The sequence below is a fragment of the Ruminococcus sp. 8Y-12 genome (assembly GCF_058119865.1).
The window spans coordinates 617,469-638,404 of record NZ_CM176623.1 but is presented as its reverse complement, the minus strand read 5'-3'; the positions used below and the strand labels follow the sequence as shown (position 1 = coordinate 638,404).

At 48.5% G+C, this 20,936-nt stretch carries 12 protein-coding genes and 1 riboswitch; all 12 genes read left to right on the top strand.

Annotated features, from left to right (window positions below):
- The first annotated feature begins 50 nt into the window (after positions 1-50).
- Positions 51-147, top strand: a riboswitch (SAM riboswitch).
- A 349-nt stretch (positions 148-496) separates the two neighbouring features.
- Positions 497-1,684 carry a methionine adenosyltransferase gene (gene metK / locus AC0THY_RS02410; RefSeq protein WP_489992875.1) on the top strand — a complete coding sequence of 396 codons (1,188 nt, stop codon included), beginning with the start codon at positions 497-499 and terminating at the stop codon, positions 1,682-1,684.
- A 902-nt stretch (positions 1,685-2,586) separates the two neighbouring features.
- Positions 2,587-4,080 (top strand): sensor histidine kinase, encoded by a 1,494-nt coding sequence (locus AC0THY_RS02405; protein ID WP_489992874.1) that lies wholly within the window; start codon positions 2,587-2,589, stop codon positions 4,078-4,080.
- Positions 4,073-4,762 carry a response regulator transcription factor gene (locus AC0THY_RS02400; RefSeq protein WP_489992873.1) on the top strand — a complete coding sequence of 230 codons (690 nt, stop codon included), beginning with the start codon at positions 4,073-4,075 and terminating at the stop codon, positions 4,760-4,762. The genes AC0THY_RS02405 and AC0THY_RS02400 overlap by 8 nt, the downstream gene beginning before the upstream one ends.
- 17 nt (positions 4,763-4,779) lie before the next feature.
- Positions 4,780-5,451 carry an RluA family pseudouridine synthase gene (locus AC0THY_RS02395; RefSeq protein WP_489992872.1) on the top strand — a complete coding sequence of 224 codons (672 nt, stop codon included), beginning with the start codon at positions 4,780-4,782 and terminating at the stop codon, positions 5,449-5,451.
- A 73-nt stretch (positions 5,452-5,524) separates the two neighbouring features.
- Positions 5,525-6,580, top strand: a complete 1,056-nt coding sequence (locus tag AC0THY_RS02390) for an AI-2E family transporter (protein WP_489992871.1) — start codon at positions 5,525-5,527, stop codon at positions 6,578-6,580.
- Between the two features lie 110 nt (positions 6,581-6,690).
- A complete protein-coding gene (locus tag AC0THY_RS02385; protein ID WP_489992870.1) occupies positions 6,691-8,295 on the top strand; it encodes a response regulator in 1,605 nt (534 codons plus the stop codon).
- 3 nt (positions 8,296-8,298) lie between these two features.
- Entirely contained in the window at positions 8,299-10,095 is a 1,797-nt protein-coding gene (locus tag AC0THY_RS02380) for a cache domain-containing sensor histidine kinase (protein ID WP_489992869.1), read from the top strand.
- The gene (locus AC0THY_RS02375; RefSeq protein ID WP_489992868.1) at positions 10,082-11,071 is read left to right on the top strand and encodes a substrate-binding domain-containing protein; all 990 of its coding nucleotides are present in this window, start codon (positions 10,082-10,084) and stop codon (positions 11,069-11,071) included. The genes AC0THY_RS02380 and AC0THY_RS02375 overlap by 14 nt, the downstream gene beginning before the upstream one ends.
- Before the next feature lie 373 nt (positions 11,072-11,444).
- Entirely contained in the window at positions 11,445-12,938 is a 1,494-nt protein-coding gene (locus tag AC0THY_RS02370) for a sugar ABC transporter ATP-binding protein (RefSeq protein ID WP_489994136.1), read from the top strand.
- A gap of 18 nt (positions 12,939-12,956) precedes the next feature.
- Positions 12,957-13,949: an ABC transporter permease gene (locus AC0THY_RS02365; protein ID WP_489992867.1), complete on the top strand. Its 993-nt coding sequence runs from the start codon at positions 12,957-12,959 to the stop codon at positions 13,947-13,949.
- Positions 13,950-14,082: 133 nt separating this feature from the next.
- Positions 14,083-15,276 (top strand): ABC transporter substrate-binding protein, encoded by a 1,194-nt coding sequence (locus tag AC0THY_RS02360; RefSeq protein WP_489992866.1) that lies wholly within the window; start codon positions 14,083-14,085, stop codon positions 15,274-15,276.
- Between the two features lie 330 nt (positions 15,277-15,606).
- On the top strand, positions 15,607-20,928 hold the full coding sequence (locus tag AC0THY_RS02355; protein ID WP_489992865.1) for an Ig-like domain-containing protein: 5,322 nt from the start codon (positions 15,607-15,609) through the stop codon (positions 20,926-20,928).
- The last annotated feature ends 8 nt before the right edge of the window (positions 20,929-20,936 follow it).

Sequence of the window (20,936 nt, the reverse complement as noted above, 5' to 3'; positions counted from 1 at the left end):
TGTAAAAAGGTATATGATTATATCCGTAAACCAAATATAGAATATATTTTCTCTTATTCAGAGTGGTGGAGATACAAAGGATCTGTGAAACCACGGCAACCCCTAAACGGAAGGTGCCAACCTGAGCGAGCAATCGAACAATAAGAGGATTTGCTTATCAGCATAGATAGGAAGGTCCGCTTATTGCGGACTTTTTTTATATCATAGGAAAGTCCTTCGGAATTCCCTATGATATAAAAAGCCCTCCGGGCGGGATCGCACTGCGGCGGAGTGGAAGATGGCTGCCGGGGCAGCCCCGCCGCAGGCGGAGAATCCTGCGCGCAGGATTCTTTTTATCTAAAAAAAGTCCTCTGGACTTCATTAGACAAGATTAAAGGCAGTGGCGGGCGGAAAGAAATCGGTATCCCCCCACTGACATGAAGACAATCAACGCATCGAAAGATGTGGTCGTACTCTGCTAAATTACCGAGCATGGATTGAAATAAAGGAGGAAGAAATGGAAAAATTATTATTTACATCCGAATCAGTGACCGAGGGGCATCCGGATAAAATGTGCGATCAGATTTCTGACGCCATCCTGGACGCGCTGCTTGCCCAGGACCCCATGAGCCGTGTGGCCTGCGAGACAGCCACCACCACGGGAATGGTGCTGGTGATGGGGGAAATCACCACAAATGCCTATGTGGATATTCAGAAGATCGTGCGTGACACCGTGCGCGAGATCGGTTACACCAGAGGAAAATATGGCTTTGACGCAGATACCTGCGGAGTGATCACAGCCATTGACGAACAGTCCGTGGACATTGCACTGGGCGTGGACAAGGCTCTGGAGGCCAAGGAAAATACTATGACGGATGACCAGATCGAGGCCATCGGCGCAGGGGATCAGGGAATGATGTTCGGCTATGCCTCCAATGAGACAGAGGAGCTTATGCCCTACCCCATCTCACTTGCTCACAAGCTGGCGCTTCAGCTGACCAAGGTGCGCAAGGACGGTACCCTCACATATTTAAGACCGGACGGAAAGACCCAGGTCACCGTGGAGTACGATGAGAGCGGCAAGCCATTTCGGCTGGATGCAGTGGTGCTCTCCACACAGCATGACCCGGAGGTGACCCAGGAGCAGATCCATGAGGACATCAAAAAATACGTGTTTGACCCAGTGCTGCCATCTGAGATGGTGGACGTGGATACCAAGTTTTTCATCAATCCCACAGGGCGTTTTGTGATCGGCGGGCCTCACGGGGACAGCGGACTCACCGGGAGAAAGATTATCGTAGACAGTTACGGCGGATACGCCAGACACGGCGGCGGCGCTTTCTCAGGAAAAGACTGCACCAAGGTGGACCGGAGCGCAGCCTATGCGGCCCGCTATGTGGCAAAGAATATGGTGGCTGCGGGACTGGCAGACAAGTGCGAGATTCAGCTCTCCTACGCCATCGGTGTGGCAAGGCCCACCTCTGTCATGGTAGATTCCTTTGGAACAGGGAAGCTTTCGGATGAAAAGCTGACGGAAATCGTGCGCGAGAACTTCGACCTGCGTCCAGCAGGAATTATCAAAATGCTGGATCTGCGCAGGCCCATCTACAAGCAGACGGCTGCTTACGGACACTTCGGGCGCAATGATCTGGATCTGCCCTGGGAGAAACTGGACAGGGTGGATGTGCTGAAGAAATACCTGTAAACAAATCCTTAAATGCGCAAGAACAGGAAGACGGCAGAGATGCCGTCTTTTTCGCTGCACCTTTATAGAAACAGTTTAGGCGGGTCAGGTGAGTTACTTGTATAATTCCCGGACGTCACCCGGGCGTTGGCAGCTCTCACGCAAACACGTGCAACGCTCTGGGGAACTAACCGTTAACTGCAACTAAGGACGCTCAGGAAAGCCTTCGCGTCCAAGTTTCTGTAAACGTTCATTTCCCCGCCGCTAAAAACGCACGTAAAATGTTTGCTTAGAGAGCTGCCAACGCCCGGGTGACTGTGTTCTGGAACCTAGAGATTTCCCAAAGCTTGTTAGAAAATCGCCTGAGTGGCACCATCTCCCGCCTACGGGAAACAGCTTCCTCCGGCGCAGGGCTATGCTTCGGGGACAATTAGCGTGCGTTTTTAGTGGAGATGGAATCCTCTGCTTACGGAAACTTAGAGACGAAGGTTCTCCTGAGTCTCTTATGCCTCAGTATGCAGAAAAGCTGCCAGTGGCAGGTTTTCTGTAGTTGTAGTTAGCAGATAGTCCATCGGAATGTTGCACGCGTCCCCGAAGCATAGCCCTGCGCCGGAGGGAGCGTCCCCCTCAGCCCAAAACGCCCTACCAAAACCATTACCCTTTATAAAAAATTTAGAAACCCCACGCTTTGTTTACGTGAAACGGGCACACTTTTATGGTATAGTAGTAATCAACAAGAATAAGTGGGATTCTCCGGCCTCTATAGCCTGGCGAGCGGAATCACCTAAAACAAGATTAACGGAAGTGGCGGGCGGAGAGAAATCGGTATCCCCCACTGATAATGAAGTTAATCAACGCATCGAAAGATGTGGCCGTACTCTGTTAAATCACCGAGCGTGGATTGAAACAAAGGAGTTTGAAACATGAAATTAAAGACAAGATTGATTATTTCATTTTTTGTGATCATCTGTGTCCCCATTATGCTCACCTGCATCGCGTTTGTAGGATTTGGAAAATATCAGCTCAAGTCCATTGAGGAGAGCTACGATATCACGGATGTCACCTATGAGTCTCTGTCCAATTCCCTTCAGATGATGAATAAGCTCACCGAGAAGACCTTTGGGGATATGCAGAAGCAGGTTCAGGCGGACGCGGATAAATTTTTGGATGAACAGTATCTGGATACCATGAACAAGGAGCTTCAGAGAAGAGACTCCTATTTGATCGTGAGAAAGCAAGATGCGCCCTACTATGTGGGGACCCAGGCGGAGATTGATAAGCTGTTTGAAGAGCTTCCGGCCTTTGGGGATTTCGGAAAGGCCTCGGACAGCGGGATCTATATTGGCAAGGATGTAAAGTCTTATGTAAAACAACTGGATATGAACTTTTCGGATGGAACGCAGGGGAGCGCATTTATTATCACAGGAGTGGAGAATATTATCCCGCAGGTGAAATCCCTGGTGCGCGATATGATTGTCACCATCATTGTAATCCTGATATTTACCGCATTGATGCTGACCACCTGGATTTACAACGGTATCAGTACCCCGCTGAAGAATCTGAAGGCAGCCACCCAGAATATCAAGGAAGGCAATCTGGACTTTGTGCTGGATGTCCAGGGAGAGGATGAGATCAGCGAGCTTTGCCAGGACTTTGAGGAGATGCGCCAGCGGCTGCGGGACTCCACGGAGGAGAAGGTGCAGTATGACAGGGACAACAAGGAGCTGATCAGCAACATTTCCCATGACCTGAAGACGCCTATCACGGCTGTGAAGGGGTATGTAGAAGGGATCATGGACGGGGTGGCGGACACGCCGGAGAAGATGGACAAGTATATCCGAACCATCTACAATAAGGCCAATGAGATGGACCGGCTCATCAATGAGCTGACTTTTTACTCCAAGATTGACACCAACCGCATTCCCTACACCTTCAGTAAGATCAATGTGACGGACTATTTCGACGACTGCATTGAGGAGGTTGGGCTGGATCTGGAAGCCAAGGGAATTGAGCTCTCTTATTTCAACTATGCGGATAAAGACACCATGGTCATCGCAGATGCGGAACAGCTGAAGCGGGTCATCAATAATATTATCGGAAATTCTGTAAAATATATTGACAAACCCAAGGGCTATATCAGCATCCGCGTAAAAGACGTAGGTGATTTTATACAGGTGGAGATAGAGGACAACGGAAAAGGCATTGCGGCCAAGGATCTGCCCAATATCTTTGACCGCTTTTACCGGACGGACGCCTCCAGAAACTCTTCCAAGGGCGGAAGCGGCATTGGGCTGTCCATTGTAAAAAAAATCGTGGAGGACCACGGAGGAAAGATCTGGGCCAGCAGCAAGCTGGGTGCCGGAACCATTATGTTTTTTGTACTTAGAAAATATCAGGAGGTACCGATTAATGAGTAGGATTTTAATCATTGAGGATGAGGAGAGCATTGCAGATTTGGAAAAGGACTACCTGGAGCTGAGCGGCTTTGAGGTGGAGATTGAAAACAGGGGGGACGTGGGACTGAAGCGGGCGCTGGAGGAGGATTATGACCTGTATATTCTGGACCTGATGCTTCCGGAAATGGATGGATTTGAGATCTGTAAGGAGATCCGAAACCAAAAGAATACACCCATTCTCATGGTATCTGCCAAAAAGGATGATATTGACAAGATCCGCGGCCTGGGCCTGGGCGCGGACGATTATATGACAAAGCCTTTCAGCCCCAGCGAGCTGGTTGCCCGGGTAAAGGCCCATATGGCCAGATATGACCGTCTGGTGAGCACCAATGCCCCCCAGAACGACATTATTGAAATCCGCGGGATCAAGATCGATAAGACTGCAAGGAGGGTATGGATAAATGGGGAGGAGAAGGCCTTCACCACCAAGGAGTTTGACCTGCTCACTTTCCTGGCTCAGAACCCAAACCATGTGTTTACCAAGGAAGAGCTTTTCAGCAAAATCTGGGATATGGAGTCCATCGGGGATATTGCCACTGTGACAGTGCATATTAAGAAGATCAGGGAGAAGATCGAGTTCAACACTGCCAAGCCACAGTACATTGAGACCATTTGGGGCGTTGGTTACCGGTTTAAAATTTAAGGCCAGAAGGAAAAAATATGGAATTTCAAATCATCTATGAGGACAGGCAGCTGATCGTCTGTCAAAAGCCCGCAGGGATTCCTGTGCAGAGCGCCAGGGCCGGGACCAAGGATATGGTAAGTATGCTGAAAAATTACCGCAAAGAGCATGAGCAAATGAGCGGGGAACCTTATATCGGGGTGGTTCACCGTCTGGATCAGCCAGTGCAGGGACTGCTGGTGTTTGCCAAGACAAAGCAGGCGGCAGCAAGTCTGTCCTCCCAGGTGGGGGATGGAAGGATGAAAAAGTTTTATCAGGCTGTTGTGTGTACAAAGGCTCCTGTCCGGGAGGGAGTTCTGGAGGACTATCTGCTGAAGGATGGCAGGACCAACACCTCCAGGATTGTGCCGGAGGGGACAAAGGGCGCCAAGCGTGCCAGGCTTTCCTGCCGGCTGCTGGAACAAAGGGGAGGATACGCCTTAGTCCAGGTGGAGCTGATGACAGGTAGGCACCATCAGATACGGGTTCAGATGGCGGGAGCTGGAATGCCGCTGACAGGGGACCGTAAATATAACGAAGAGGAAGAAGCCCCTCTGGGGACAGGGGTAGCCTTGGCAGCCTGCCGTTTGGTTTTTATCCATCCGTCTACAAAAAAAGAAATGGATTTTGAAATAAAACCGCAGGGCCCGGCCTTTGACAATTTCAGGTAAGCCAACCGGAAGAGAATGAAACGAAAAGGGCGGCACATACTAACTTCAACATAAGAAAAGTGGGGAAGCTGGTATGGCGGAGAAGACAAAAAAGATTTTGGGAATAGCGGGAATTACGCTGGCAGTCTACCTGGGTATGCGATACCTTCTGCCAGTGGTAGCTCCCTTTTTTATTGCCTATCTTCTGGTCCGATGGATTTATCCACTGGCCACCAGAATGGGAAAAAAGATGCATTTGAAAAAAGAAACCGTGACACTGATCCTGCTGGTTCTGGGCGGAGCGCTGCTGGGGACTGCGTGCTGGTTTTTGGCAGTCAAACTCTGTGAACAGATCCGCAGTGTGGTGGAGCATTTGGAGTACTATGAGGCAGGATTCCAGAACATGATGGAAGGATGCTGTGACGCTGTGGAAAATACCTTTGGGATTGACGGGGATGAGGTAATGATGTTCCTGCAGCAGAATATGGCCAGGGTGGAGGAGCGCATTGAGGTCTACCTGGTTCCCGGTCTGATGGAGCGCTCCATGGAGTACGCGGTTGTGATTTTAAAGGTGCTGGGCGGATTTTTCCTGGTATTCATTGCAGTGATCCTGATGATGAGGGATTACGATGGGATTCGGGAAAAGCTGGAGGGCTTTAAGGGGTACCAGAAAATGGTGAATATCACGGACCGGCTGTGGGGCCTGGGCGGAGCTTACCTGAAAGCCCAGGGAACCATCATGCTGATTGTGATCGTGATCTGCGTGGCAGGTCTATGGCTGGCTGGCAATCCCTACGCCCTTTTGGTGGGGATCATTATTGGCCTTCTGGATGTACTGCCTTTTATTGGAACCGGAACCGTCCTGGTACCATGGGCTGTGATTGTGCTGATACAGGGGGATTTTTTTCACGCAGCTGCTTACTTCACCATCTTTCTGGTGGCGAACACAGCCAGGGAATATCTGGAACCCCGTCTGATCGGCGACAAGGTGGGCGTATATCCTATCGTGATCGCTATGGTGGTGTATGCGGGTCTCTGTATCTATGGAGTGGCGGGAGTCATCCTGGGTCCGCTGACTCTGCTCATTATTCTGGAATGTACCAGGGAAATTTGGGGAACTGGGAAAGCCGAGGAGGGTGAGGAACACTAAGTTGTATTTCGAAGCAAAATAAGTTAGAATGGAGTTAACTATTCTACAGGTCTGAAGGAACGAAACCGTTACGAATGGGGATATAAGTATAACAAAGAACGGAGAAAGCTATGTACAGGGTATTGTTGGTGGATGACGAGGCGCTGATCCGTGAGGCGATCAGTGAGAACACAAAGTGGAATGAACTGGGGTATGAGCTGGCGGGAACTTGCAAAAATGGGAGGGAAGCCAAAGATTTTATTGAGAGAGAGCAGGTGGACCTCTTGCTTACTGATATCTGCATGCCCCACATGGATGGTATGGAGCTTACCAAGTTCGTCTATGAAGAGCACAGGGAGATTAAGGTGGTCATCATCAGCGGCTATGATGAGTTTGAGTATGCCAAAAAGGCGGTAAAGTACCAGGTGGCAGAGTATATTTTAAAGCCCATCACTGCTGTGGAGCTCTCAGAGACGCTTCTGAAGGTCCGGGAAAAACTGGACGAGGAGCGGTTGAAGAAGGAAAATATAAAGCGGATTCGGGGGGCCTACGTAAGCAACCTTCCGCTTATGAGGGGGCGGTTTCTGAACAGCCTGCTGGCCGGAAATGTACCGATGGATACATTGGAAGAGAAATTGGTGGATTATCAGATCAGGCTGCCGGGGCGCAGATTTATGACTGCAATGGTGGTGGCTGACGATCTTTCCCCATTTTTAAAAGAGGGGGATAATTTTAAGCCGGATCTGGCATATTTCGCTATCTATAATATCACGGAGGAGATCATGAACCGGTATCAGGCCGGCGTGACCTTTCAGGATGTGGAGGAGCGGACCATTCTGGTGTTTGGGGGAGAGCCGGGGATGGAGAAGAGGGTGCTGGATATCTGCGAGGAAATTCAGTCTTCCCTGCATAAATATTTGAAGATTGAGAGCACCATTGCGGTGGGACAGCCTGTGAGTACGCTGAGCCAGCTGTACATATCCTTTGAGGATACCAAGAGGGCTCTGGAGTACAAGTTTTTGCTGGGCGGGAATCAGGTCATCCATGCGGCCAGTCTGGGTCATGAGAATAAACAGGTGAGCGCAGAACTTTCCAAGTACAAGGAAAAGATTGTACTGGAGATCAAGATGGACCGTCCAAAAGAGATCCGTAGAAATGTGGAGGCGTTTATACAGGTAATACGGGAATCCTATCTGTCCAGAAACCGTTGTATTTTTTATGTGCAGAATGCCATCCTCTCTATCATGAATGGGCTGGATACCTCCTCCCTCAACGAGACAGAGCTTTTCCAGGAGGAGAGAGAGCTCTTAAATACCATCTACAGCAAAGAGCATATCTCTGAGATCGGGGAGGATCTGATCTCCTTCTGTCTGCATCTGGCCGAGGGGCTTAAGGACCAGAAGGACAGCTATTGCAAAAAGCAGGCTGTCATGGCGCAGGACTATATAGAGAAAAATTATGGGAATCCGGATATCTCCCTGAATTCCGTTTGCGCCCATCTGGCTATGAGCACCAGCTACTTCAGTTCTATTTTTAAGGCATATACAGGGGAGACCTTTATTGAGGCGCTCACCAAAAAGAGGATTGAGAAGGCCAAAAGCCTGATTGAAAATACTTCCATGAAGACCTATGAGATTGCAGGCCAGGTGGGCTACAGCGATCCCCACTATTTCAGCAGCTCCTTTAAAAAAATGACAGGGATGACTCCAACGGAATATGCGAAAAGGATAAGGTAAGACATGAAGAAAAAGAGTAAATTTCCAAATCTCCTGTTGCATTTCAGAAGCATTCAGGATGCCATCCTTCTGCCCTTTTTGCTTATAATAGTTTTGGCGCTTGCTATCTTTCTGGTGATATCTCTGACCTACACAGAGAGCACGGTGCTGCAAAATTCCCAGGATTACACTATGCAGCTGGTTAAGCAGGTAAATTCTGATCTGGACTCTTACATAAACTATATGCAGGCGCTCTCAAACACCGTGGTTGGAAATGCGGATGTCTCGGAGTTTCTATTCGGGGAGGAGGATAAGCAGAGTGAGCTGCGGGAAAAGCTGTCCCAGCAGTTTAAAACCGTGATGGATACCAGGTCGGATATCTGTAATATCGGCGTGATGGCGGACAACGGACGCATGTTTTTAAACAGGGGAGCTGCCAAGCTAAACCCCTATGTGGACATACAGGCAAAGGAGTGGTATCAGGACACGGTAGCTGCCAAGGGCTATTCCGTGATCTCATCCTCCCATGTGCAGAATATACTGGAGGGTTCTTACCAGTGGGTGGTAACGGTCAGCAAGGCGCTTCTAAACCCGCATACGCAAAATGCGGAGGGGATTTTCTTTGTAGACCTGAACTACAGCTCCATCAGCAAACAGTGTGAGAATATCAGCCTGGGCGACCGGGGTTACCTCTTTATATTGGATAAGGACGGAAGATATATATATCATCCGCAGCAGCAGTTGATCTACAGCGGGCTGAAAACCGAGCTGACGCATGAGGTAATGGATAAGCAGAAGGGCAGCTTCATCACAGATGAAGGGGAAAACCGGAAACTCTACACAGTCAGTACCTCCTCAAACACCGGGTGGACGGTTGTGGGCGTGGCCTATCTCGATGACTTAATGAAGGGAAGTGCGGAAACCAAGACACTATACGGGATAACAGCACTGATGCTCTCCATTATGGCGATTCTATTTTCCATGTTGATTTCCAGGGAGATCACAAGACCTATCCGGGAGCTGGAGAAAGCGATGGTTCATGTGCAAAAGGGACATTTTGACAATGCGGAGTTTTCTGTAAATGGGAAGAATGAGATTGCCAATCTGGGACAATCCTTTAATATTATGACAGGGAAAATTCAGAATTTGATGGAGGAGAACATTCAGGAGCAGAAGGAAAAGCGTAAGAATGAGCTGCGCGCGCTCCAGTCCCAGATTAATCCCCACTTCCTGTACAACACTCTGGATTCTATCATATGGATGGCTGAGGGCGGCAAAAAGGATGAGGTGGTGCTGATGACGTCCTCCCTCGCCAAGCTCTTACGCCAGAGTATCAGCAACGAGAAAGAGCTTGTAACCATTGCACAGGAGATTGCCTACACCCAGAGCTATCTCACGATACAAAAGATGCGCTACCGGGACCAGCTGGAGTTCATGATAGATGTGGACCAGGAAATTTTGCAGACTGAGATTGTGAAACTGGTGATTCAGCCGCTTGTGGAAAACGCCATTTATCATGGAATCAAATATTTGGAGCATAAGGGAATGATTGCCGTTATGGGAGGAAAAGTGGGGGATAATATACATTTGATTGTGCAGGACAACGGAGTGGGTATGGAGAAAGAGGTGCTGAGCCATATTCTGGAACCCAAGGCTCCAAGCGTAAAGTCCAACCGGGTGGGTGTCTACAATGTGCACCACAGGCTGCAGCTGCATTACGGACCAGGGTATGGGCTGCGCTATGAGAGTACGCCCGGAATCGGGACTACCGTTTATGTGATTATTCCGGCTGAGGAGGAGTTACACAATGGAGAGGCGTAGAAGTTTTAAAAAGTATATATCCATTGCAATTCTGTTGGGAATCATGGTTATGATGATTTTGGCTTTCAGTGTAAAGTCCTGGCAGAACCGCAACGGCAAGCTAAATATAGTTTGTATTCTGAAAATCATAGATGACTCTGATTTCTGGACTTCCCTTATACAGGGGGCCCAGGCGGCTGCGAAGGAGTTCAATGTGGAGCTGACGGTCATGGGGCCCTCCTCTGAGGGGGACTATGAGGCGCAGAACAAGATGATCCGTCAGGCAATCGAAAAGCATCCGGACGCCATTCTGATTTCACCCAGCAGCTATACCAAGACGGCGAAAGTGGCCCGGGAGGTGGTGGAAGCAGGGATTCATTTGGTTTTGGTGGATTCGGACATGGAGGAGTCAATGGGCGCTACCCTGGTTGCCACCAACAATTTTGAGGCGGGAAAGAAACTGGGGCTGCTTCTGAAGGATGCCCTTCCGGAAAATCCCACAATCGGCATTGTCTCACATGTAAAGGGAGCATCCACAGCCATAGAGCGGGAAAAGGGGCTTCGGGAGGGACTCAAAAAGTATAGCTCCCGGATTCTTCCCCCTGTGTTCTGCAACTCCAATTATGACAAGGCCTATGAGGTCACGAAAAAGTTGATTTCGGAGCATCCGGAGGTCAATGCCATCGCAGGGCTGAACGAATATTCCGCGGTGGGCGCAGCCCGGGCCGTGAAGGACCTGGGGATGGAGGATCAGATTGTCATGGTGGGATTTGACAGCTCCAACGAGGAAATCCAGTTGTTGGAGGCAGGCATTTTTGAAGGTATTGTCATTCAAAAGCCTTTTAACATGGGGTATTTGTCCGTGCAGAAGGCGGTGGAAGCGTACCACAACAGCGCAGTGGAGCCCATGGTGGACTCCGGCTCTGTGGCAGTGACAAAGGCGAACATGTTTACTGAAGAAAATCAAAAGCTACTGTTTCCGTTTTGGACAAGCTGATTTATCCCATAAGCAGATTTGGATTAAAAAGACATGTAGTTAAGAAAGCCTCCGGTGGGTTGCCGGGTCAGCCCCGCCGCAGGCGGAGAATCCTGCGCGCAGGATTCTTTTTTATATCATAAGAAAGTCCTTCGGAATTCCCTATGATATAAAAAGCCCTCCGGGCGGGATCGCACTGCGGCGGAAAGGAATAATGTCGCTAAAGCGACCCGCCGCAGGCGGAGAATCCCGCTCGCGGGATTCTTTTTCATTTAAGTAAAATTTTTACCTTTTCTCAGAATATATTCCATTGTTTTATTCATAATTTGGTCATAAAATATTCATAAGCTGAAGCGATAAATGTTAAATGTGAAAGGGAATGGAAGGTGAAATAGTGGGCGACGTAATATTGACAATGAAAGGTATTGACAAGTCTTTCCCTGGTGTGCATGCCTTAAAAGAGGTAAACCTGGAGCTGAAAAAAGGCGAGGTTCACGCGCTGATGGGAGAGAATGGTGCCGGAAAGTCTACTCTGATGAAGGTGCTGACAGGCATCTACGCCAAGGACAAGGGCACAATTACCTTTGAAGGAAAACAAGTAGAATTTAAGAATCCCAAGGAAGCCCAGACGGCAGGAATCGTGATTGTGCATCAGGAGCTGAATATGATGAACCATCTGACAGTTGCACAGAACATTTTCATTGGCCGTGAGAGTATGAATGGCAAGATTATCAACGACAGAAGGATGAATGAGGAGGCTAGTAAGCTCTTTAAGCTTCTGAACATCGATATTGATCCCAAGGAGACTATGGGAAGGCTTACGGTAGGACGCCAGCAGATGTGCGAGATTGCCAAGGCCATTTCCACTGACGCCAAGGTAATCGTATTTGACGAACCCACAGCGGCGCTGACAGACGCGGAGATCAATGAGCTTTTCAAGATCATTGAGGATCTGCGCAAAAAGAATATCGGTATTATTTATATCTCTCACAGAATGGATGAGATCAAGCGGATCACGGACCGTGTGACCGTTATGCGTGACGGAGAGTATGTGGGAACCATCGTGACGGAGGAGTCCACAAAGGATGACATCATTAACATGATGGTTGGGCGCGTGGTTTACGAGGAGCCCAAGAGCCACAGCAACGTACCTAAAAATGCGCCGGTGGTGCTCAAAGTAGAGCATCTGAACGCGGGCAAGATGGTGCGCGATGTGAGCTTTGAGCTTCACAAAGGAGAGATCCTAGGTTTCTCAGGTCTGATGGGCGCAGGAAGAACAGAGACCGCAAGGGCACTGTTCGGGGCGGACAAAAAAGACAGTGGCGATATCTACATAAATGGCAAAAAGGTGACGATCAACAGCCCTCAGGACGCGGTAAAGGCAGGAATTGGATATTTGTCTGAGGACCGGAAACGGTACGGGGTGAATGTTGAGAAGACGGTGGCTGAGAACACCACAATGGCTTCCCTGGAGCACTTTACCAACGGTCTTTTCATTGACAAGCGGAAAGAAAAGGAAGTCACCCAAAAATATGTGAATGCTCTGAAGACGAAAACACCTTCCATAGAGCAGAAGGTGAGAAATTTATCCGGTGGTAATCAGCAGAAGGTTGTTATTGCAAAATGGCTGACCAGAGACTGTGACATTCTGATCTTTGATGAGCCTACGAGAGGTATTGACGTAGGCGCCAAGAGTGAGATCTATTCTCTGATGAACGATCTGGTAAAACAGGGGAAATCCATTATTATGATTTCTTCCGAGCTCACAGAGGTTCTGCGTATGAGCGATAGAATCGTTGTAATGTGCGAGGGAAGAAAGACAGGGGAGCTGAGCATTGAGGAGGCTACCCAGGAAAATATCATGCATGCGGCAACTTTAAGAGATTAATCAGGAGGGTAAAGAGAAATGGAAAAAGCAAATAAAAAAGGAATTGCTGGTGCCATCGGCACTCAGAAATTGGTGGCCATTGCCGCCCTGGTGGTACTGTTCGTGTTCTTCTGCATTGCAGGAGCCAACTTTGCACAGTACAGCACATTCGTAAGTATTTTGGATTCATCTTATTATATTGGCTTCATGGCCATCGGCGTAACCTTTGTAATCATTACAGGCGGAATTGACCTGTCCATCGGTACTCTGTGTATCTGCTGTTCACTGATCGGCGGTACGCTGTTTACAAAAGCGGGGCTTCCCATGGCACTCTGCCTGATCCTCACACTGCTGATCGGCGTTTTGTTCGGACTGGCAAACGGACTTATGGTTTCCGTGATGGGGCTTCCGGCCTTCATCGCAACTCTGGGTACCATGATGATTACCAGAGGACTTGGCTCTATTGTGACAGGAACCGCCAGCGTTACCTTCCCGCAGGGAGAGGCAGCAGGCGCCTGGTTCAGAAGTATTTTCAAGTTAAGGGCAGACGGGCTTCCCCAAGCGGGAATCCCCACAGGATTCATCTTACTGCTTGTAATGGCTGTTCTGATGGCAATCCTTTTAAATAAGACTCGTCCGGGACGTTACATTCTGGCGCTTGGAAGCAACAAAGAGGCAACCAGACTGTCTGGTGTGAACGTAGTAAAATGGGAGACTCTGGCCTTTATTATCAGTGGTTTCTTTGCAGCACTGGCAGGTATTTCCTATGCGGCTATCTACTCCACTCTGATGCCGGGAACAGGAAACGGATTTGAGCTGGACGCCATCGCAGGCGTTGTCATCGGCGGCACATCCCTCTCCGGTGGTGTTGGTTCCATCGCGGGTACCTTAATCGGTGTGTTCATCATGTCGGTTCTGAAGACGGGACTTCCGTTTGTAGGCTTACAGCCTCACTGGCAGTTATTCATCACTGGTTTTGTTCTGATCATCGCCGTATTTGCGGACGTTGTAAACAGAAAAAAACAGGGCTAAGAACAGCGCGAAATACAGCGCAGTAAACACTATATATCGATATAATACACCTGGCAGCTAAAAGCTGCCGGGGATTATATACAGGTTTTAACAATCTTATTCTTTTAATCTATTCTAAGGGAGGAATTTCAGAATGAAAAGAAAAGCAATCAGTGCACTTCTCTGTGCAACTATGGTAGCAGCAATGGTAGCAGGATGCGGCAACAAGTCCGCAGAGACAGCAGCAGCAACAGAGGCTCCGAAGGAGACTACAGCAGCAACAGAAGCTCCGGCTGAGACAGAAGCTCCGGCAGACACTACAGAGGCTCCGGCTGAAACTACAGAAGCACCTGCAGATGATGCAAATGCAGGATCTGGCGATTACAGTGATGTTACCATTGAGATCGTTGCAAAAGGTTTCCAGCACGACTTCTGGAAGGCAGTTAAATTAGGTACCGAGCAGGCAGCAGCAGACTTAGGTCTGGCTGGAACCAACTTTGTTGGACCTCAGAACGAGAGTGCAGTTGCAGAGCAGGTAGAGCAGCTGAACAACGCTATCAACAAAAAACCGAGCGCGATCTGCCTCGCAGCTCTTGATCCGGATTCCGTAATGGGCGCTCTGGAGTCCGCAGGCGTTCCTGTTATCGGATTTGACTCCGGTGTTCCGGGAGCCTCCACAGATGTGGTAGTTGCCAATGCAGCAACCGACAACTATGCAGCAGGCGAGCTGGCAGCAGAGAATCTGTACGAGCTGATCAAGGATCAGGTTACAGATCCCGCTGAGACTGTAAGAATCGGTGTTGTTTCTCAGGATGCTACTTCCCAGTCTATCGGCGAGCGTACCGGTGGTTTCGTGGACAAGATGGTTTCTCTGATCGGAGAGGACAAAGCAAGTGTTGAGGGACATGACAAATACAACAAAGCAGTTGACGGTGCAAAGGTTATCATCGAAGTTGGTATCCCTGCAACAGTTGACGATGCAGCTTGTGTAACGGTTGCAAACACTCTGTTAAACAAGACTGACCTGGTAGCAATCTACGGCTCCAACGAGTTCTCAGCTAAGAACATTGTTACAGCAAACGAGAGCTTACAGGTACTGGGCGCAAACTCTGACAGAAAAGTTGTTGGTGTTGGATTTGACGCAGGCGCTATCCAGTTACAGGCAATCAGAGATGGCATCCTGGCTGGTTCCATCACACAGAACCCTGTACAGATCGGTTACAAAGCAGTTGAGCTGGCAGCAAAAGCAGCTAAGGGCGAGGCTGTAGAGGATGTTGATACAGGATGCTTATGGTACACAGCAGATAATATGGAAAGCGAAGAAATCGCTCCGTGTCTGTACGAGTAATCGGCAATTATATTATAACATTTCTATAATAATTACACTTAGAAAAAGTGAAAAGCGGGGATGAGATTGTCCCCGCTTTTGTTATCAAAGAAAAAGAAGCCTGCAGCATAGGTATCAAAATTGACGCGTCCAAACAACAATTGAGATAACTGGAGACTTCTTCTGTTCTATAGTATAGCTTGGATAATGCCAAACGTCCAGTAAAAAATTCTTTCTTTTGCTGGTTTGGGACAGAAGAGATGTTGCTGATCAAGGTGTGGACAGTAACGAAGAGTTTCCAGCCAGTGCAGCACAGGCTTTTTTATATTTTAAATTTAAGGAGGAAAAAGCATGCGTACATGGAAGAGAATCATGTCTTTGGCTTTGGCAGGTTTACTGGCAGTGCCTTCCCTGGGAGGAATTGCAGGTGCATCAACCGCAGAAGCAGCAGAAAATGAAATTGCATTAGGGGGGGGGGGTAAAATTCTAAGGAATAATCAGTCAACTCCGCCTGAAGCATGGGGAGCATTACCGGATGCCAATCAATACCAGTATCAGAAAGAAGAATTGGCGGCATTTTGTCATTTTGGAATGAACACATTTACAGGATCTGAGTGGGGAAATGGAAAAGAATCCCCCAGCCAGTTCAATCCCACGAAAACGTTTGATGCAGACACTTATGTGCAGACGCTTCAGGAAGCGGGATTTAAGAAGGTGATTGTTACGGCCAAGCATCACGATGGATTCTGTATTTGGAAAAGCGCCTATACGGATCATGATGTGGAGAGCAGCCCTTATAACGGCGATATCTTAGAGGAACTCTCAGCTGCCTGCACAAAATACGATATGAACATGGGCTTATATCTCTCGCCGTGGGATGTAAATAATGCCAGCTATGGCTATTATGATGAGAACGGAAATGCCCTTGTTGACAGTTCGGGAAACCCAAAGGACGGCATGACCTGGGAAGAGGTTTATAAAAAGGATGTACTGGATTATAATGAGTATTATAATAACCAGATTATTGAGATACTTGGAAATGACAAATATGGAAATAAGGGCAAGTTTAATGAAGTTTGGATGGACGGGGCAAAAGGAAGCGGCTCCGCTGTTCAGAACTATGATTTTGTCAAATGGTTTGACACCATTCAAAAGTACGAGGGTAAAGCTGCGGGAAGAGAAGCGGATTGTATGCTTTTTGGCGCGCAGGCATATACCACGGTTCGCTGGATAGGAAACGAACTGGGTTTTGCAAATGAGGAGACGTGGTCAAAGTCAAATGTGGACAAAGAGAAGAATACGATAAACAGCAACAATATCGGCAGCTACACAAAGGGATTTCCGGAAGGGAATCAGTGGACTGTGCCCGAGTGTGATGCGCGCATAACTTCAGGGTGGTTTTGGGGACCAAACAAGGCAACGCCCAAGACTATGCAGCAGCTCAGCGAGATGTACTTCCGATCTGTGGGATACAATTCTACATTTTTGTTGAATGTGCCGCCAAACAGAGATGGAACCGTAGATGAAGCCATCTTAAACCGTATTACGGAGTTTGGCCAGGAGGTTAAGAAAACATTCGGTAACAATTTGGCAGGGAATGCCACTGTGACAGCATCTTCTGTGAGAGGTAATGATGTGGCCTTTGCACCTGATAACGTGCTGGACGGAGATGACAATACCTACTGGACTATGGATGATGAGAGCAAGTCCGGAAGCCTCACTCTGGATCTGGGTAGCACCAAGACTTTTGACGTGGTTTCTATTGAGGAGGCCATTCAGCTTGGACAGAGGATCACTTCCTATAAGGTAGAGTATAAAAATGGAAGCGGAAACTGGCAGGTGTTTGAGGAGGGGACTACCGTCGGCGCGAAGCGTCTCTGCAGGAAGACACCGGTGAAGGCGGATAAGCTGAGAATCACTGTAAACAGCCAGTATGCGGTTCCGCTGATCAGTGAAGTAGGGGTTTACAAGGCCAGCAAGGAATTTGCCATAGGAAATGCAGTGCCGGATTCTCTCACAGTGATTGATAACTTGGACAAGGACGTAACGGATGGGAATGGCTTTATCTACAATGCATCCGCGTGGACGCAGGAGTCCAACGCATCCTTTATCAATGGTACTGGTATGTGGGCAAATGCACCTGCAGAGTGTACATTGACCTTTACAGGGACTAAGGCATGGATCGTGGGAACCGTTGACCCCAATCACGGAAAAGCAGAGGTTTATCTGGACGGCAGTGAGACGCCGAACGAAACCTTTGATACATACAGGCAGGCCAGAGAAGTAAATGTGCGTATTTATGAAACCCCAACTCTGGAGCCCGGAGTACATACTGTAAGGATCAAAGGCATTACCGCAAATAAAGCGATTGGAATCCAGGGAGCCTATGCACTGGATAATCAGAGCAGGGGCATGGTTGAGCTGGAACAGGATGAGTATGTGGTAAACGAGGGAGATTCCCTGACTGTAAAAGTCAGAAGAGTGGGGGGAACAGCCGGAAGTATGACCGTACTGCTCCAGGACAATCCCGGAAGCGCCGTACAGAGCGAGTATGTGCCTACAGATGGACTGAGACTTGAATTTGCGGACGGAGAGACAGAAAAAGAGGCAACAATTCAGACGAAGATCAACAACGAGAAGACAGATGACTGTGAGTTTTACCTGGAGGTAGTGCCAGCAGCGGACGATGAGAATGCGGCTGTTGGATTTAATTCTACAGCCACTGTGACGATTATTGATCAGACTTCGATTACCAGGGAAAGATTGGAAGAGCTGATCAGCACAGCTCAGACCAAGAACAGCAACCATTATCTTGGGGAGAGTTATGGGGAGCTTCAAACAGCATTGGAGGCAGCGCAGGATGTAGTAGCAAGGGAAAATCCCACTTCAACTCAGATCAGGGAGGCATACGGGGAACTGAAGAGTAAACTGGAAGCCCTTGTAGCTAGGACCTCCTATTCAAAAGAAGATCCGTTTGTGTTTCCTGTCAGAGACAGTGAAAATGGTCTTTTAGAGGCGGAATTCTTTGAGCTGGATCCCATTGAGGGAAACAAGTACGTGCGCATTACGGAGAGCAACAATGCAAGCAATGGCAAGGAGATCAACTGGTTTGAGACAGGAAATAAAATTAAACTGGCCTTTACAGCCAGAAGGGCAGGAACCTATCATGTTGTGGCAACCTACCGCAGCGGAAGAGCCCAGGCGTCACCAAATGCTTTTGAGTGGAGCGGAACAAATGTATCCTCAGGCACCCTGGATGTCTATGGACCGGAGCCAAATGTTTATAAAACAGCGGAATTTGATTTAGAGGTGGCAGAGGAAGGCGAGGGAGAACTGATCTTTACAGCAGGAGCAAAGGCAGGCCCTGTGATTGATAAGCTTGTAGTTTCTCCTAAGGAGCTTAAACTGCACGATTACACAATTACCGCTTCCGCAGGGGAGGGAGGAAGTATCTCTGATCCCGGCGAGACGAAAATAAATGAGCTGGACAGCAAAACTTATACTATCACGCCCGATGAGGGATATGAGATCAGTGATGTGCTTGTGAACGGAGAATCTGTGGGGGCTGTTTCCTCATATACATTTGCGGATCTCAAGGAGGACGCTGTGATTGAGGCTGAGTTTGCATTCAGTTACTATACAGAGGCTCATCCGTATGTGCTTCCCATTCAAAAAGGAACCCTGGAAGCAGAGCATTTCAAGCTGGATCCTATTGAGGGAAATAAGTACGTGCGTATAACAACCAGAACCGATGCCAGCAACGGAAAAGAGATCAATTGGTTCGAGGATGGCAATAAAATCAGATTGGCGTTCCGGGCGGAAAAAGCGGGAACTTATCATGTGACGGCAACCTACCGCAGCGGCAGGGCTCAGGCCAGTCCCAATGCCTTTGAGTGGGACGGAACTAACGTCTCCTCAGGCGCTGCGGATGTCTATGGACCAGATCCAAATGTTTATAAGACTGAGGAATTTGACATTACTGTTCCAGAAGCAGGAGCAGGTGAGTGGGTGTTTACTGCCAGCGCCAAGGCAGGCCCTGTGATTGATAAATTTGAAATGGAATACAAACAGCCGGCAGAGGGAATTTTACTGGACAGAGAAAGCGCAGTTCTGTCCCAGGTGGGAGAAAAGATGCAGCTGACTGCAACCGTGCAGCCGGACAATGCCTATAACAAAAAAGTCACCTGGACATCTACGGTGCCGGAAGTGGCAGCAGTGGATGAAAACGGCCTGGTAACGGCAGTGGCCGTAGGTAATACAACGATTATTGCAACCACGGAAGACGGAAGCTTTACGGCAACATGTGAGATTACGGTAAAGGCTCCTCAGACAGTAGCAGTAACAGGTGTGACGATCAGCCAGGATACAGCCCAGCTGACAGCGGCGGGTGCAGTTATTCAGTTGAGTGCTTCCGTATTACCGGATGATGCGACCAATAAAGAGGTAACCTGGAGTACATCCAACCCAAAGGCTGCCATTGTTGATAACAACGGACTGGTAACCGCTGTTGCGAATGGAGATGCTGTTATAACTGTGACTACCGTTGAGGGCGGATTTACAGCAGAGTGTAAAGTGCATGTGGAAATTGCAGAGGAAACCGTCAGTGTGACAGGCATCACTCTGAATCAGAGCAGCGTGACCTTAACGGAAGTTGGAAAGAGTTCACAACTGGTGGCATTCCTTTTACCGGAAAATGCATCGAACAAAAAAGTGACCTGGACTTCATCTGATGACAAGATTGCTGAAGTGGATGAGACCGGGCTGGTTACGGCAGTCGGGGAAGGAAGAGCCACGGTGACCGCAGTCACAGAGGATGGCGGATTTACCGCACAATGTGAAGTAAATGTAGGAAAAATTCGGGAAGAAATTCCGGTAACCGGAGTTGCTTTGGACAAGGAGGAAGCGAAGCTTGCGGCTATTGGGGAAACCTTACAACTGCAGGCACAGGTACTGCCTGAAAATGCAGCAGATAAAAAGGTGACCTGGCACTCAACGGATGAGAGGATTGTAAAAGTGAGTCAGGAGGGCAAGGTAACTGCAGTGGCAGAGGGAGCGGCCAGTGTACTTGCTATTAGTTCAGACGGAGGCTTTGTGGGAATATGCAGGGTTACCGTGGCGGTGAAGACAGCTCAGACGGTGCCTGGTAAGGTAAGTTCTGTGAAGGTTGGAAGTGAGACTACCGTGTCGATGAACGTGACCTGGAACGCAGCAGAGGGAGCAGACTCCTATAAGGTAGATGTCTATAATTACAGCACGAAGAAATGGACAACTGCCGGAACGACTGCTTCTACCAGCCTGAATATTTCAAAGCTGAACAGCGGTACAAAATACAAGGTACGCATAGCGGCAATAAACAAAGCAGGAGAAGGAACAGCTTCACAGGAAGTTCTGGCAGCCACAAAGCCGGGTAAGACAAAGATCACAAATCTTAAAAAGAGTAACGGCAAGGTGAAAATCTCTTATAAAAAAGTAAGGGCTACCGGTTACCAGATCTATATGAAGGCGGGCAGCGGAAAGTTTAAGAAGGTTGCAACCACAAAGAAAACCAGCTGCATAAAAAGTAAATTAAAGAAGGGCAGAAAGTATAGCTTTAAGGTAAGAGCTTATGTAAAAAATGGATCGAAAGTCGTATATGGTAGCTTTTCTTCCATGAGGTCTGTGCGAATGAAATAGTTGCTGGA

Coding starts and splice junctions, on each gene's coding strand:
- AC0THY_RS02395 (WP_489992872.1), top strand. CDS start 4,780: ATGGAATTTCAAATCATCTATGAGGACAGGCAGCTGATCGTCTGTCAA.
- AC0THY_RS02360 (WP_489992866.1), top strand. CDS start 14,083: ATGAAAAGAAAAGCAATCAGTGCACTTCTCTGTGCAACTATGGTAGCA.
- AC0THY_RS02375 (WP_489992868.1), top strand. CDS start 10,082: ATGGAGAGGCGTAGAAGTTTTAAAAAGTATATATCCATTGCAATTCTG.
- AC0THY_RS02390 (WP_489992871.1), top strand. CDS start 5,525: ATGGCGGAGAAGACAAAAAAGATTTTGGGAATAGCGGGAATTACGCTG.
- AC0THY_RS02385 (WP_489992870.1), top strand. CDS start 6,691: ATGTACAGGGTATTGTTGGTGGATGACGAGGCGCTGATCCGTGAGGCG.
- AC0THY_RS02405 (WP_489992874.1), top strand. CDS start 2,587: ATGAAATTAAAGACAAGATTGATTATTTCATTTTTTGTGATCATCTGT.
- AC0THY_RS02365 (WP_489992867.1), top strand. CDS start 12,957: ATGGAAAAAGCAAATAAAAAAGGAATTGCTGGTGCCATCGGCACTCAG.
- AC0THY_RS02400 (WP_489992873.1), top strand. CDS start 4,073: ATGAGTAGGATTTTAATCATTGAGGATGAGGAGAGCATTGCAGATTTG.
- AC0THY_RS02355 (WP_489992865.1), top strand. CDS start 15,607: ATGCGTACATGGAAGAGAATCATGTCTTTGGCTTTGGCAGGTTTACTG.
- AC0THY_RS02380 (WP_489992869.1), top strand. CDS start 8,299: ATGAAGAAAAAGAGTAAATTTCCAAATCTCCTGTTGCATTTCAGAAGC.
- metK (WP_489992875.1), top strand. CDS start 497: ATGGAAAAATTATTATTTACATCCGAATCAGTGACCGAGGGGCATCCG.